The sequence below is a fragment of the Micromonospora sp. NPDC051925 genome, from assembly GCF_044548625.1.
Taxonomy (GTDB): domain Bacteria; phylum Actinomycetota; class Actinomycetes; order Mycobacteriales; family Micromonosporaceae; genus Micromonospora.
Window position 1 is genome coordinate 184,119 of the sequence record NZ_JBIUCH010000012.1, and the last position, 14,476, is coordinate 198,594.

11 protein-coding genes and 1 pseudogene are annotated in these 14,476 nt (G+C 69.9%); 3 read left to right on the forward strand and 9 right to left on the reverse strand.

All coding sequences use genetic code 11. From position 1 onward, the window contains the following. Positions 1 to 95 precede the first annotated feature (95 nt). Positions 96 to 266, forward strand: a pseudogene (locus tag ACIG87_RS18395) (winged helix-turn-helix domain-containing protein); the annotation flags it as partial. A gap of 15 nt (positions 267 to 281) precedes the next feature. After that, complete coding sequence (locus ACIG87_RS18400) at positions 282 to 965, forward strand: BTAD domain-containing putative transcriptional regulator (RefSeq protein WP_396851832.1); 684 nt, start codon at positions 282 to 284, stop codon at positions 963 to 965. Positions 966 to 996: 31 nt separating this feature from the next. On the opposite strand, the gene ACIG87_RS18405 is transcribed toward ACIG87_RS18400, so the two are convergent. The 9 genes from ACIG87_RS18405 to ACIG87_RS18445 all read right to left on the reverse strand — a co-directional run bounded on the left by ACIG87_RS18405 (position 997) and on the right by ACIG87_RS18445 (position 12,993). Further along, positions 997 to 2,277 carry an ABC transporter permease gene (locus ACIG87_RS18405; protein WP_396851740.1) on the reverse strand — a complete coding sequence of 427 codons (1,281 nt, stop codon included), beginning with the start codon at positions 2,275 to 2,277 and terminating at the stop codon, positions 997 to 999. Positions 2,278 to 2,280: 3 nt separating this feature from the next. Further along, positions 2,281 to 3,600, reverse strand: coding sequence for an ABC transporter permease (locus tag ACIG87_RS18410; RefSeq protein ID WP_396851741.1), 1,320 nt, complete (start codon positions 3,598 to 3,600; stop codon positions 2,281 to 2,283). Positions 3,601 to 3,676: 76 nt separating this feature from the next. Next, positions 3,677 to 5,356, reverse strand: a complete 1,680-nt coding sequence (locus ACIG87_RS18415) for an ABC transporter ATP-binding protein (protein ID WP_396851743.1) — start codon at positions 5,354 to 5,356, stop codon at positions 3,677 to 3,679. An 83-nt stretch (positions 5,357 to 5,439) separates the two neighbouring features. Further along, positions 5,440 to 6,510: a BMP family protein gene (locus tag ACIG87_RS18420; protein WP_396851833.1), complete on the reverse strand. Its 1,071-nt coding sequence runs from the start codon at positions 6,508 to 6,510 to the stop codon at positions 5,440 to 5,442. A gap of 271 nt (positions 6,511 to 6,781) precedes the next feature. Then, the gene (locus ACIG87_RS18425) at positions 6,782 to 7,123 is read right to left on the reverse strand and encodes a hypothetical protein (protein ID WP_396851744.1); all 342 of its coding nucleotides are present in this window, start codon (positions 7,121 to 7,123) and stop codon (positions 6,782 to 6,784) included. A gap of 96 nt (positions 7,124 to 7,219) precedes the next feature. Further along, the gene (locus tag ACIG87_RS18430) at positions 7,220 to 9,127 is read right to left on the reverse strand and encodes a glycoside hydrolase family 13 protein (RefSeq protein WP_396851745.1); all 1,908 of its coding nucleotides are present in this window, start codon (positions 9,125 to 9,127) and stop codon (positions 7,220 to 7,222) included. A gap of 19 nt (positions 9,128 to 9,146) precedes the next feature. Next, positions 9,147 to 10,106, reverse strand: a complete 960-nt coding sequence (locus tag ACIG87_RS18435; RefSeq protein WP_396851746.1) for a sugar ABC transporter permease — start codon at positions 10,104 to 10,106, stop codon at positions 9,147 to 9,149. After that, the gene (locus tag ACIG87_RS18440; RefSeq protein ID WP_396851748.1) at positions 10,103 to 11,740 is read right to left on the reverse strand and encodes an ABC transporter permease subunit; all 1,638 of its coding nucleotides are present in this window, start codon (positions 11,738 to 11,740) and stop codon (positions 10,103 to 10,105) included. Before ACIG87_RS18440 ends, ACIG87_RS18435 begins: the two co-directional genes overlap by 4 nt. Beyond that, positions 11,740 to 12,993 carry an extracellular solute-binding protein gene (locus ACIG87_RS18445; protein ID WP_396851750.1) on the reverse strand — a complete coding sequence of 418 codons (1,254 nt, stop codon included), beginning with the start codon at positions 12,991 to 12,993 and terminating at the stop codon, positions 11,740 to 11,742. The genes ACIG87_RS18440 and ACIG87_RS18445 overlap by 1 nt, the downstream gene beginning before the upstream one ends. A 198-nt stretch (positions 12,994 to 13,191) precedes the next feature. On the opposite strand from ACIG87_RS18445, the gene ACIG87_RS18450 reads away from it, so the two are divergent. Continuing rightward, a complete protein-coding gene (locus tag ACIG87_RS18450) occupies positions 13,192 to 14,256 on the forward strand; it encodes a LacI family DNA-binding transcriptional regulator (RefSeq protein WP_396851752.1) in 1,065 nt (354 codons plus the stop codon). Positions 14,257 to 14,476 lie beyond the last annotated feature (220 nt).

Sequence of the window (14,476 nt, forward strand, 5' to 3'; positions counted from 1 at the left end):
ACACGGGGGTGTCTATGCGCTTTAGGATCTTGGGCGCGCCATGCGTCGAGAACGCCAAGGGGCTGAAGGCCCGACGCTCCACCATACTGGTGGCGATGCTGACGGTAAACGCCAACCGAAGTGTCTCCGTCGACAGACTGGTCGACGCCGTTTGGGAGGATCGGCCTCCAGCTACCGCTCGTGAGCAGGTCCAAAATTGCGTGTCAATGCTTCGGCGGGTATTAGGTGGAGGAGCGGACGCTGTCACCATCAGCCGAAGCGGTCGTGGCTACCAACTCAACGTGGATCCCAACGAAATCGACGCCCACTGTTTCGAGCACAATCTGGGTGCAGGGCGCGCACAGATGGCCGCAGGCCGCCCGGAGACGGCGGTGGCAACATATCGCGACGCTCTCGCAATATGGACCGGACCAGCACTCGACGGCATGGACGGGGTTGAGCTCCGGGCCTACGCACACCGCCTCGACGAACTGCGGGCAGCCGCTACCGAACGGCTAATCGAAACGCAGATCGAACTGGGACGCTTTGACGAAGCGGTGGCTGATCTGCGGTGCCTGACCCGACTTCATCCGGCGGACGAACGTTACCTGGTTCTGCTAATCGATGCCCTGCTACTGAGCCATCGACAGTCGGAGGCGCTAGCCGTCTACCGTGCCTTCACAAAGGGTCTGGCGGAGGAGTTCGGCAGCCACCCAGGGCCCTCAGCCCGAGAGGCGGAGCGCCGAATCCAGAAGGCGCTGGCCTACGACGCCCTGTCACCTACCGCAGACACCTCTCCTCGTCCAGTCGACATTGACGTGTCGCGCTCCTCCTCGATGCGACCAGATGAAGTGCAGCATGAATCCGAGTTGGTACGCCACCTCGAAGAGGCCATGTCACACATCCGCACGGCATATTCACTCCTCGATGTGGGCCGCAACAGCGGGCTTGTCGAGCGACTGTCAGGGCGGAGCAGGGTGGCCTGAGGTCCACCGAAGCCCAGGGTCGTTGCCCATGTCAGCCCTTGACGTACGGCTTGCCGTCGGCGGCGGGTGCCCGGACCCGACCGACCAGCCCGGCCACCGCCAGGATCGTCGCCAGGTACGGCAGCATCGCCAGGAACTGGCTGGGGATGCTGCTGCCGATCGCACCGAGGTAGGTGGCCAGCTGGTCGGCGAAGCCGAAGAAGAGCGCGGCGAGCAGCGCGCCGGTCGGGCTCCACCGGCCGAAGATCAGCGCGGCCAGGGCGATGAAGCCCTTACCGCCGATCATGTTCTTGGTGAAGCTGTAGAGCGCCAGGGTGTACGACGCGCCACCGATGCCGGCCACCACGCCGGCCAGCAGCACGTTGCGGTAGCGCAGGCCCAGCACCTTGACACCCAGGGTGTCGGCGGCGGTGGGGTGCTCGCCCACCGACCGGGTCCGCAGGCCCCACCGGGTACGAAACAGCGCCAGGTGGATGACCAGCACCAGCAGCAGCCCGAGATAGAGGAAGATGTTGCCCCGGAACAGCGCCGGACCGAGCAGCGGGATGTCGGACAGCAGCGGGATCTCCCAGTTGCCGAAGCGCGGCGCGCTGTTGTACTTCTCCGCGTTGGTCTGCATCAGCCGCTCGTAGAGGAAGCCGGTGACGCCGACCGCCAGCAGGTTGAGCACCACCCCCATGACGACCTGGTCGACGAGGTAGCGGATGGCGAAGACCGCCAGCAGCAGCGAGACGAGCGCGCCACCGATCGCGGCGGCGACCAGGCCCACCCAGACGCTGCCGCTGAGGCTGCCGAAGAGCGCGCCGCTGAACGCGCCCATCAGCAACTGGCCCTCGATGGCGACGTTGACCACCCCGGACCGCTCGCAGAGCACCCCGGCCAGGGCACCGAAGATCAGCGGCAGGGCCAGGATGAAGGTGCCCCGCACGATGTTGACCATCGGCATGAAGTTGCGGCCCTCGGGGGCGGCGGAGACCTGCCAGCACAGGAAGCTCAGCACGAAGGCGAGCAGACCGACGCCGAGCACCAGGGTGAACCAACGCTTCGGCACCCCGGCCAGCAGCGCGCCGCCGGCTGCGGCGGCGACGATCCCGAACAGGATCGCGCCCGTCGTGCCGTGGATCTCCAGCGCCGCGCCACCCTCGGTCTCGCTGAGGGTGAACCGGGCCTGCTGGCCGGTGGCGAGCGCCCCGAACAGCACGGCGGCGAGCACGCCCAGCGCCAGCAGGACCGCGCCGACCTTACGATGGCGGGTCCAGAAACCCTCGTCGACCACGGCCACGGCGACGTCGGGAACAGCGGTGGTGGACATGCCTCACCAGCCCTTCGCGAGGCTCGTCTGCAACCGGGCGGCGCGGGCGGCCCGGAGCTGGAAGATCGCCTTCACCAGGGCCGGCGCGGCGATGAAGATGACGATCAGCGCCTGGAGCACGGTGACCAGCTCCAGCGAGATCCCCGAGTACGACTGCATCCGGTTGCCGCCGGCCTGGAGCGCGCCGAAGAGCAGCGCGGCCAGCAGCACACCCCACGGCTTCACCCGGCCGAGCAGCGCCACCAGGATGCCGTCGAAGCCGATCTGCGCGATCACCAGCGGGGTCAGCGCGTTCGCGGTCGAGCCGAGCACCATCTGGCTGCCACCGAGGCCGGCGAGCATCCCGGCGATCACCATCACCAGCACGTACGCCTTGGTGACGCTGATGCCGGCGGTCCGGGCCGCGTCCGGGTTCGCGCCGACGGCCCGCAGCTCGAAGCCGAGCGTCGACCGGTTGAGCAGCCAGGCGATGCACCAGGTGGCCAGCACCGCGAGCAGGATGCCGGCGTGCACCCGCAGGTTGTCGCCGAGCAGCCGGGGCAGCGCGGCGGAGGAGTCGACCGGCCGGCTGATCGCGTCCGACCGGTCCGGGTTCTGCACCCCGTTCTGCACGATGATCCAGGACAGGAAGTAGACGGCGACGTAGTTGAGCATGATCGTGTTGATCACCTCGTGCGCGCCCGTCCGGGCCTTGAGGATGCCGGGGACGAAGCCCCAGACCGCGCCGCCGACGGCACCGGCGATCAGCGCGACGACCAGGTGCACCACCGGGGGCAGCGGCAGCGCGAAGCCGGCCACGGCGGCCAGGACGACACCCATCGTCGCCTGACCCTGGGCGCCGATGTTGAACAGGCCGCCCCGGAAGGCGAGCGCCACCGACAGGCCGGTGAAGGCCAGCGGCGCGGTGTACGTGAGCGTCTCCGAGATCGGGCCCATCGCGGCGGTGAAGCCGGACGCCTCCGGGTCGAAGATCGCACCCTTGAACAGGTTGGCGTACGCCTCGCTGACCACCGCCCAACTGGCGTTGAGCGCGTCGGCGGGGCGGGCCGTGATGTAGCCGTAGGTGGCCAGCACCTCCGGGTCCGACACGATGATCAGGACCGCGCCGACCAGCATCGCCAGGACCAACGCGAGGACGGTGACGGTCAACGTGTTGGCGGCCCAGAGGTTGTCCAGGAAGAGCCGGCCCAGCGCGGGCCGGGGCGCGGGCTGCTTCGGGGCGGTCATGCTGGCGGCACGGTCGGTCCGGCCGGCCGTGCTCAGCTCCGCCTCGGTCGCCGGCTGCTTGTCCGCGGAGCCGGACGCCGGGTTGGGGTCGCTCATGCCGTCACCTCGCTGCGCTCGGTGCCGGCCTGAGGCACCAGTGCGCCGGGTCGATGATTCGCTCGCTGGCGCTCGCTCATGCCTCGTCCTCGTTACCAGGGCTCTCGGGGGCCGGGGCGGTTCCGGCGGGTGCGTCCGGGGTGATGCCGGCCATCAGCAGGCCGATCTCCTCGCGCGGGGTGTCCGGGCCGACGATGCCGATGATCCGGCCCCGATACATCACCGCGATCCGGTCGGCGAGGCCGATCACCTCGTCCAGTTCGCTGGAGACGACCATGACGGCGGTGCCGACGTCCCGCTCGCGGATGACCCGGCTGTGGATGAACTCGATCGAGCCGACGTCCACGCCCCGGGTGGGCTGGGCGGCGATGAAGAGCTTCAGTGGCCGGGACAGCTCCCGGGCCACGATCACCTTTTGCTGGTTGCCGCCGGACAGGGTGCCCACCGCCGCGTCCGCCGACGGGGTACGCACGTCGAACTGTTCGATCCGCTCCTTCGCCGACGTCGCGATCGCGTCCGGACGCAGCGCCAGGCCCTTGCCGAACGGCGGCCGGTCGTAGATGTCGAGGACCAGGTTCTCGGCGACGCTGAACTCCTTGACCAGGCCGTCGACGCTGCGGTCCTCGGGCACGTAGCCGACCCCGGCGCGGAGCACCTTCTTGGTGGACCAGCCGTGGATAGGCTGACCGTCGAGGGTCACCGAGCCGCCGAGCGTCGGCCGCAGCCCCATGATCGCCTCGATCAGCTCGGTCTGCCCGTTGCCCTGCACTCCGGCGATGCCGAGCACCTCACCGGCGCGTACGGTCAGGTCGATGCCGTCCACCGCGCGGATCTGCCGGTCGTCGTCGACGACCAGGCCGGCGACCTCCAGGATCGGCCGGCCCGGGGTGGCGGGCTGCTTGTCCACGGTGAGCCGGACGTTGCGGCCGACCATCAGCGCGGCCAACTCGTCCCGGCTCGCCTGCGGGGCGGCGGTGCCGACGGTCCGCCCCCGCCGGATCACGGTGATCCGGTCGGCGATGGCCTTGACCTCGCCGAGCTTGTGGGTGATGAAGACGATCGACTTGCCGGCCGCCTTGAGCGACCGCATGACCGTGAGCAGCTCCTCGGTCTCCTGCGGGGTGAGCACGGCGGTCGGCTCGTCCAGGATGAGCAGGTCGACGTCGCGGGTGAGTGCCTTGACGATCTCGACGCGCTGCTGGATACCGACCGGCAAGTCCTCGATCACCGCGTCCGGGTCGACCCGCAGGTTGTACCGCTCGGAGACCTCGGCCACCTCACGGCGGGCCCGCCGCCGGTCCAGGAAGCCGACGATGCCACCCCGGACCTGCTCGGCGCCGAGCATGATGTTCTCGGTCACGGTGAAGACCGGCACCAGCATGAAGTGCTGGTGCACCATGCCGATCCCGGCGGCGATCGCGTCGCTGGGGCCCTTCAGCTTCAGCGGCTGGCCGTCGACCAGGATCTCGCCCTCGTCGGGCTGGTAGAGCCCGTAGAGCACGTTCATCAGGGTCGACTTGCCCGCGCCGTTCTCGCCGAGCAGGGCGTGGATCTCTCCAGGCTCCACCGTCAGGTCGATGTGATCGTTGGCGACCAGATCACCGAACCGCTTGGTGATGCCGCGCAGTTCGAGTCTCAGCGCAACCTCCTGGAGTGCGAGCGATGGTGCAGCGTAGCTGCCGGTCGGCCGGTCTCCGGAGGGTGCCGGCCGACCGGGGAGCGGACCGGCCGCCCCGACGCCCGTGGGATCACCCACGTACGCCGGGACGGCCGGTCGTCATGCCTGGTGCCCGCCGGCCTCCGCTGCCGATGATCTCACCGCGGCGGCCGGCGCGGCGATCACTTGGTCGGCTGTGCCTTCGAGGTGACCGTGATGGTGCCGGCGGCGATGTCCGCCTTGATCTTCTCGACCTCGGCCTTGAGGTCCGCCGGGACCTTGCTGTCGAACTCGTGGTACGGGGCGATCGAGACACCGTTGTTCGCCAGGTTGCCCACGAAGCCCGGGGTGGCGGCGAGCTTCTCGCCACCGGCGGCCTTGACCACGGCCTCCTTGACGGCGTCCGGGATGTTCTTGACCACGGTGGTCAGCAGCGCCGCGCAGTCCGGGGTGCTCTCGCAGCCGTCAACGTCGACCCAGACGACCGAGTACTTGCCACCCGAGGCCTTCGCCGCGGAGGTGGTGCCGAGGCCCGCGCCACCGGCGACCGGCATGACGATGTCCGCGCCCTGGGCGACCAGCGCGTCGGAGACCTTCTTGCCCTCGTCCTGCTTGTCGAAGGAGTTCGAGAACGAACCCTTCTGGGACGCCTTGTCCCAGCCCAGCACCTGGACGTTCTTGGTCTTGGCCTTGTTGTAATAGGCCACACCGTCGACGAAACCGTCCATGAAGATGGTCACCGGCGGGATCGGCATGGCGCCGTAGGTGCCGACCTTGCCGGTCTTGCTCATCCCGGCGGCCAGGTAACCGGCCTGGAAGGCGGCCTGGGCGGTGTCGAACTGCATCGGGTAGACGTTGGCGTCGCCCGGCTTGGCGTCGACGATGCCGAACTGCTGGTTCGGGTTCGCCTTGGCGATCTTGGAGGTGGCGTCCGACATCAGGCCACCGACGGCCAGGATGAAGTCGCACTTCTGGTTGACGTACCCGGTCAGGTTGACCTCGTAGTCCGCCTCGGCCTTGGACGCGACGTACTTGATGTCAATGTTGTCGTTGGCCTTCTTGGCCTCCTCCAGGCCCTTCCAGGCGGAGGTGTTGAACGACTTGTCGTCGATGCCGCCGACGTCGGTCACCATGCAGGCGCTGTACTTCTTGGCGCCGCTGCCACCGGCGTTGTTGTCGTCCTCGGGGGCCTCACCACATGCGGCGGCACCCAGCACGAGCCCACCCGCCACGACAGCGGAGGCGATCCGCATCCCACGCACAGAGCGCAAGACGTCTCCTTCCATTGCACACCGCCTTGTGCGGTGGCAGCCCTTGACCGACCAGCGCTGTGCTGCCGGCATCCCACGTTACGGACGGGAGCGTACGCCCGCGCCCACCCAGCGGCCGCCAATCGTGCACGACTGTTGAACGCTCGTTATCCCGGCGTAACCCTGGGGTGGGGCACATCACCCATCGTGCTGGCAATGACCAGGTAGGTGTCGCGAACGTCCGTTTCCCGGTGACCCCGCCGACCCCGGCCGACTACCGCCAGAACACCGCCACGGCGGCCGTGACCAGGGTCAATCCGATGATCGCCAGGAAGTGACCACGGGCCACCTGCTCCCGCTTACGGGAAAAGAAGACCATGACGAAGATGAGCAGGGCCAGCACCAACTTGGTAACAAGCTTCGCGGGGGCCGGCTCGTCGCCGTCGCGCAGCGGCGCGGACAGGCCGAGGCCGGTCAGCAGCTGGATCACCGCACCCCAGAGCATCGCCGCGTTGATCCGCAGCCGGCCGCTGACGTACTGGGCGACCGCACCGCCGAGCAGCAGCGCGAACCCGATCAGATGGACATAGAGAAGGATCAGTCGAAGAGCTTCCACGCCGGCCATCCTCCCCCATCAACGACGCTTCGTAGTAGGTGCCCCACCAGCTGAGTTCAATCCGTGATCTCCGCCGGTCGCCACGACAGGCCGGCATCAGAAGTGCCAGACCTGGAAGGTCGGGCCGTCGCCGGGAAGGGTCACCGCGCCGTCGGCGTCGGGGCGCAGGGCCGCCGCGCCGCCGTAGATGTTCTCCCCCGCCGCAAGTCCGACCAGCCGCACCGGCGGGGCCGCCGCCCGACGGGCCAGCACCAGCGCCGTGCCGGTCGTCGCCTCGCGCAGGAAGACCAGCGTGTCGGCGTCCGCGTGCACCCAGCGCAGCCCGCCGTGCCGCAGCGCCGGGGTGTCCCGGCGCAGCGCCAGCAACGCCCGGTACGCGGCGAACGTGCCGGCGTCCCAGCGCTCCGGCCGGTGCCACGGCATCGGGGTACGCGAGCCCTCGCCGTTGCCGCCGGTCAGGCCCAGCTCGTCGCCGGCGAACACGACCGGGGTGCCGGGCATGGTGGCGAGCAGCCCGGCGGCCACCTCCTGCCGGGCGGCGTCCCCGACCACGGTGCGGATCCGGGCCGAGTCGTGTGAGCCGAGCAACTGCCACGAGTGGGTGTACGACCGCCAGGAGATCAGCGACCGGAAGCTGTTCATGGTGGCGAGCACCGCGTGGGCGTCCCGCCGCCGCACGCCACCCGGTGTCCCGAGGAAGTTCGGCACCGGCTCGTCGCCGTCCCGCGGCAGGCCGGCGACCCGCGACGAGCCGCCCGGCCGTGACGGACCGACGTCCCGTGACGAGCCGCCGGGCCGCGGTGACGCGCCCTCGTGCCGCAGCCAGGACCAGATCGGGTCGGTGAAGCCCACGTAGTTCATCGTGCCGTGCCAGCCGTCGGAGTCCAGGTCGCCGGTGTGGTCGTGGCCGTGCTCGGCGAGCAGCAGCCCGTCGGCCCGGGTCTGTGCGACCACCTCCCGCAGCAGCTTCGCCACCTCGTGGGTGTAGGCGTCCGCGCCGCGCCGGCCGGTCATGTTGGCCACGTCGACCCGCCAGCCGTCGAGCCCGTACGGCGGGCGCAGCCAGCGGCGCAGCAACGAGTCCGCAGCGGTGGCGAAGCGGTGACGCAGTTCGGCGCTGCCCCAGTTGAGCTTCGGCAGCGACCGCACCCCGTTCCACGACTCGTAACCGCACCCGGAGCCGTCCCCGTCGAAGTAGTACAGCTCCCGTTCGGGCGCGCGGACGTCGGCGAGGGCGCGGGTGAACCACTCGTGCGCGTCCCCGGTGTGGTTGCTGGTGATGTCGCCGAGCAGCCGCCAGCCCCGGGCCCGGACGGCGTCGGCCAGCCGGACCAGTGCCGCGTCCCCGCCGAGCAGCGGGTCGACGGTGTCGAAGCTGGCCGCGTCGTACCGGTGGTTGGAGCGGGCCGGGAAGATCGGCGTCAGGTAGACGGTGTTGACGCCGAGCCGGTCCAGGTGGTCCAGCCGCTCGGTGATGCCGTCCAGGTCGCCGCCGTAGAACTGGCGGGGGGTCTCCGGGCCGCGCCCGATCACCGGGGTGTCCCAGTCGCAGGGGATCGCCCAGTCCGGCGGGGTCCGGCCGTCGGCGGCGGCGGACCGGGCGAACCGGTCGGGGAAGATCTGGTAGATCAGCGCGTCCCGGGCCCAGGCCGGCGGCGGGGCATGGCTGACCAGCTTGAAGTCGCCGTGGTCGGGCACGTCGTGGTCGACCTGGCCGGCGGCGTTGAGCCAGCGGTAACCGGTCGTCCCGGTGAGCATGAACCGGTAGTTGCTGACCGGGTTGCGGACCTCGACGTCGGCCCGCCACCAGACGTCGTGGCCGTCCCGGCGGTCGACGGTGGCCTCGACGAAGCGCGGTTCACCGTCCCCGGTGGTCCGGACGTGCACCTGCCGGACATCGGTGCCGTCGGGGACCCGGACGAAGACCGGCACCGTCTGACCGAGGGCGGGTTCCTGCTCGGGTACGTACAGGGCGGACCCGTCGTGGTGCGGGTGCAGAGACATGTCAGGACCTTTCTCCGATTCACCCTTTGACGGCCCCGGCGGTGAGGCCGGAGACGATGTAGCGCTGGAGCAGTTGGAAGACCAGCACCGTGGGGATCGCGGTGAGCAGGGTGCCCGCCGCGAAGATCCCGAAGTTGTTGTTCCGCTCCCCGGCCACCAGGCCGAACATGCCGACCGCGAGGGTCTTCGACTCGGTGTCGGTGAGGAACACGTTGGCGATCATGAACTCGTTGATCGTGCCGATGAACGACAGCAGCGCGGTCACCGCCAGGATCGGCGCCACCAGCGGCAGCATGATCCGGAAGAAGACCTGGGCGTGGCTGGCGCCGTCCATGGTGGCCGACTCGTCCAGCTCGCGGGGCAGGGTGTCGAAGAACCCCTTCATCAGCCAGGTGTTCATGCCCAGCGCGCCGCCCATGTAGAGCAGGAACAGGCCCCACGGGGTGTTGAAGCCGATCGACGGCCACAGGTCGGTGACCCTGGTGAAGATCAGGAAGATCGCCACGATCGCCAGGAACTGCGGGAACATCTGGATCAGCAGCAGGGTCAGCAGCCCGAACCGCCGTCCGGCGAAGCGCATCCGGGAGAACGCGTAAGCCGCCAGCGAGGACAGGAAGATCGACACGAAGCTCGCCCCGCCCGCGATGAGCAGCGAGTTGAGGAACCAGTGGCCGAACTCGGTCCGCGCGAACAGGTTGCCGAAGTTCTCCAGCGAGGCCCCGGTCGGCAGCAGCTCGGTCGAGGAGAGGGTGCCGAGCGGGTTGAGCGCCGCGGAGAGCACGAACAGGATCGGGAAGAGGCTGAACGCCACCGCCAGCACGCCGACGACGTGCCGCCAGCCGACCTGGGTGAACCACCGGTTCCCCCGCCGGCCGGTTCCGCCGCGTCGACTCGGCACAGCATCCGGCTGAGCAGCCCGCGAGCGGCCGGCGTGCATCCGGGCAGCGCCCGGGTCGGCAGCCTCCGGGTAGGTCGTCACGAGTAGACCTCCTCCTGCTGGCGGGTACGGCGGAAGCTGATCGCCGAGACCGTGGCCACGATCGCGAAGATGAAGATCGACACTGCGGCGGCCAGGCCGAACTCGGCGCCCTGGGCACCGAAGGCCAGCCGGTAGGTGTAGGTGATCAGCAGGTCGGTGGCCCCGTTGGTCGGGTTGTCCGGCGCGAACGGGCCGCCTTCGGTGGTGAACCAGATCGCGTTGATGTTGTTGAAGTTGTACGCGAACGACGCGATCAGCAGCGGGGAGAGCGCGACCAGCAGCAGCGGCAGGGTGACCGCCCGGAACGACTGCCACGGCGACGCGCCGTCGACCGAGGTGGCCTCGGTCAGCTCCCTCGGGATGGCCTGGAGCGCACCCGTGGCCACCAGGAACATGTACGGGTACCCCAGCCAGAGCTGCACCAGCAGCACCGCGAGCCGGGCCGACCAGGCCCCACCGAACCAGTCGACGCCGAGGCCGAACAGGTTGTTGATCAGGCCGAAGTCGGTGTTGAACATGTCCCGCCAGACCAGCAGCATCGCGAACGACGGCATGGCGTACGGCAGGATCAGGAAGACCCGGTAGAGGTTGGTGCCCCGCATCCGGGGCGAGTGCAGCGCCAGTGCGATCGCCATGCCGAGCAGGAAGGTCAGGCCGGTCGAGCCGATCGCGAAGGCGAAGTTCCACAGCAGGGTGCCGAAGAACGGGCCGGAGATGGTCGAGTCGGTGAGCACCCGGGCGAAGTTCTTCAGCCCGACGCCGACCTGCCAGCCCTGGGCGAGCCGCTCGCCGTCGGCGGCGACGAAGGCGCCGGCCGCCGCGTCCGCCGTCCAGGTCCGGCCGGTCTCGGTGTCCTTGACGCAGTCGCACGCCGCGTCGTACGCCCGGATGGCCTTGCCCTCGTAGGCCCGGGACAGGCCGGTGGAGCGCAGCGCGCCGCCCGAGGTCGGCACCACCAGGTCGGTGATCTCCTGGCTCCGCACGCTGGCCTGGCCGAAGTTCAGCACGGTGTAGCCCCGGGCGGCGGTGACCTTGCCGCCGGGCGCGACGGTCACGTCGGCGGCGTCGAGCGGACGCAGCCCGCCGGCGTCACCGGCCGAGACCGTGCCGGTCGTCGGGTCGGTGACCAGGAAGACCAGTGGCCCGGTGGCCGGGTCGCCCTCGGTGGCGACGGAGAGGGCGTACTCGGCGGAGCCGGGGACCTGCCTGACCGAGGAGCTCTGGATGGCGACGATCGCGTCGTCCTTGGAGCCGCGGTGGCCGTCGCCGAAGTTCGTGAACGCGGTGCTCGCGGTGTAGAGCACGGGGAAGACCTGGAAGGCGATCAGGAAGATCGTTCCCGGCACCAGGTACTTGGCCGGGATGTGCCGGCGGGTGAGGTAGAGGTAGAAGAGGCCGGCGGTGGTGGCCATCAGGACGGCCAGCCCGACCCAGAGTTCGGCGGCGATGAGCGGGAAGGCCGCCCAGATCGCGAGCCCGGCCACCAGGCCGAGCAGGACCACCTTGACGACCAGACCGGTCGCGGTGATCGGCGCGTGGTTCCGCGCGGTACGGGGCGTGCCCGGGAGCCCGGAGCGGACGGGCCCCCGACCCGGGGCCTGCTGGGCAGACCCCGGGCCGGACAGCGTGCTCATTACTTGATCTGACCCGAGATCGTCTTGCCGGCGGCGGTGACGGTCTTCGTCGGGTCGGCACCGCCGATGACGGCTGCCTCCGCCTTGCCGAACGGGTCCCAGATCGCGGCCATGGCCGGGATCGCCGGCAGCACCTGGCCGTTCCTACCCGCCTCGGAGAACTTGGCCAGGTCCGGGTCGGTGCCCTTGACCTGGTCGAACGCGGCGGTCAGCGCCGGCGGGCGCGGCTCGGCCTGGTACAGCGCCACGGCCAACTCCGGCTTGGTGACGTAGTTGGTGACGAACTCCTGGGCCAGCGCCTTGTTCTTGCCCTTGGCCGCGACGTAGAACGCCTGGACGCCCACGAACGGCTGAGCCTGCTTGCCACCGGCGAAGCCGGGGACCGGGGAGATGTCGTAGGCGATGTTGGCCTTCTTGGCGTCGGCGATCGCCCACGGGCCGGAGACCAGGAAGGCGCACTTCTTGCCGGTGAAGGTGGCGATCGAGTTCTCGCCGGTGATGGAGCGCTTCAGCGCGCCGTCGCCCTTCTCACCGAGCTTGCCGATCTTCGTGAACGCCTCGATCGACTCCGGCTTGCCCACGCCCAGGTCCTTCGGGTCGTAGTCGCCGTTGGCCGCGGTCCCGAACAGGTAACCGCCGGCCGAGGTGTACAGCGGGTACACGTGGTAGGCGTCGCCGTTCTGGCCGGACTGGAGGCAGAGGATCTCGCTGGCCTTCTTCTCGGCCTTGAGCCGCTTGCCGGTGGCGACCAGGTCCTCGATCGTCTTCGGCGCCTCGGGGGCCAACGCGGTGTTGCGGATCAGCGCGATGTTCTCGGTGGCGTAGGGGACGCCGTAGAGCTGACCGTTGAAGGTCACCGCCTTGATCGCGGTCTCGTTGAAGCCGCTGCGCTGCTCGGCAGCGAGCTGCACCGGGTCGATCGCGCCGTTGGAGACCAGGTTGCCGATCCAGTCGTGCGCGCCGACCACGACGTCCGGGCCGCTGCCCTGCTGGGAGGCGGTGACGAAGTTCGTCTGGAGGTCCTTGGAGACGGCCTGCACCTCGACGGTGACCCCGTTCTCCTGGCCGAACTTCTCGGCGAACGGCTTGAGCGCCGCGGTCCGCTTGTCGTCCGCCCAGATGACGAGCTTGCCGCTCGCGGCCTGGGGGGTGGCCTTCGTGGCCGGCTCGTCGTTGCTGTTGTCGCCGCCGCAGCCCGACGCGGCGAGCGCCAGGCCGAGAACGGTGACCACACCCGCGGTACGGATGCGCATCGGTACTCCTGTCGTCATGGCGAACCGCCGGGGGAGGGCGGCTCGCCGTGGAAACCCACTGAAAGTTCTTGCCAACCGGCGCCGGTCAGGCCGCGCCGCTGCTGTCATGTGTTGCCGGGACGTTAGCAAGAGGTTGCAGGTGATGGAAGGGCTTGCAGAAGAGTACGCAAGAACTTGCCCTTGAGCTAAAGTGCCGCCATGCGCGCTCGACTGTCCGACATCGCCCAACAGGCCGAAGTCAGCGAGGCCACGGTGTCGCGGGTGCTCAACGACCGCCCCGGCGTGGCCCCCGAGACCCGGCAGGCCGTGCTGACCGCTCTCGACGTGCTCGGCTACGAGCGTCCCGCCCGACTGCGCAAGCGCAGCGCCGGACTCGTCGGCCTGGTCGTGCCGGAGCTGGAGAATCCCATCTTCCCCGCGTTCGCCCAGGTGATCGAGTCGACCCTGGCGCAGAGCGGGTTCACCCCGGTGCTGTGCACCCAGACCCCCGGCGGGGTCACCGAGGACGAGTACGTGGAGATGCTGCTGGACCGGCAGGTCTCCGGCATCGTCTTCGTCTCCGGCCTGCACGCCGACACGGCGGCCAACCACGACCGGTACCGCGCGCTGATCGCCCGGCCGCTGCCCGTCGTCATGATCAACGGGTACGCCCCCGGCATCGCCGCGCCCTTCGTCTCCTGCGACGACCGGGAGGCCACCGAGCTGGCCGTGGCCCACCTGGTCGCGCTCGGGCACCGCCAGATCGGCCTGATCACCGGCCCGGACCGGTTCGTGCCGGTGCAGCGCCGGGTGGCCGGCTTCCGGGCCGCGATGACCCGCCTCGGCCCGACCGGCAGCGAGCTGGACGCGCTCGCCGAGCTGTCCCTGTTCGGCGTCGAGGGCGGCGAGGCCGCCGCCGGTCGACTGATCGAGCGCGGGGTCACCGGGATCGTCTGCGGCTCCGACCTGATGGCGCTGGGCGCGGTCCGGGCCGCCCGGCAGCGCGGCATGTCCGTCCCCGGCGAGCTGTCGGTGGTCGGCTACGACGACTCGCCGCTGATGGCCTTCACCGATCCGCCGCTGACCACCATGCGGCAACCGGTGGCCGCGATGGCGGTGGCCGCGGTCCGGGCCCTGGTCGACGAGATCAACGGGCACGCCGCCCCGCACTCGGAGTACCTGTTCCGCCCGGAGCTTGTGGTACGCGGGTCGACCGCGGTGGTGCGGCAGGCGGGCCCCGGCCGGCACCACCCGACACCTCCCGCCCTCGCCGTCCCCGCCTGACAGAGCCCTCACCTCCCGGCCCTCCCGAGGACACGCCTCCCGGGTGCCGGGCGGTACGTGGCATCCCGTTTGGTGGGACCACCCGGATCGGGACACCACCCTGGCAGCGGGTGACGGACGTCATTTCTTGCGCAAGGACTGCTTGACGCTTGCAGCATCCGGCCGGCATTCTCTCAGCACCCGCGTCCGTCACCCACCGCCGCGCGGGTCACCACCGGCC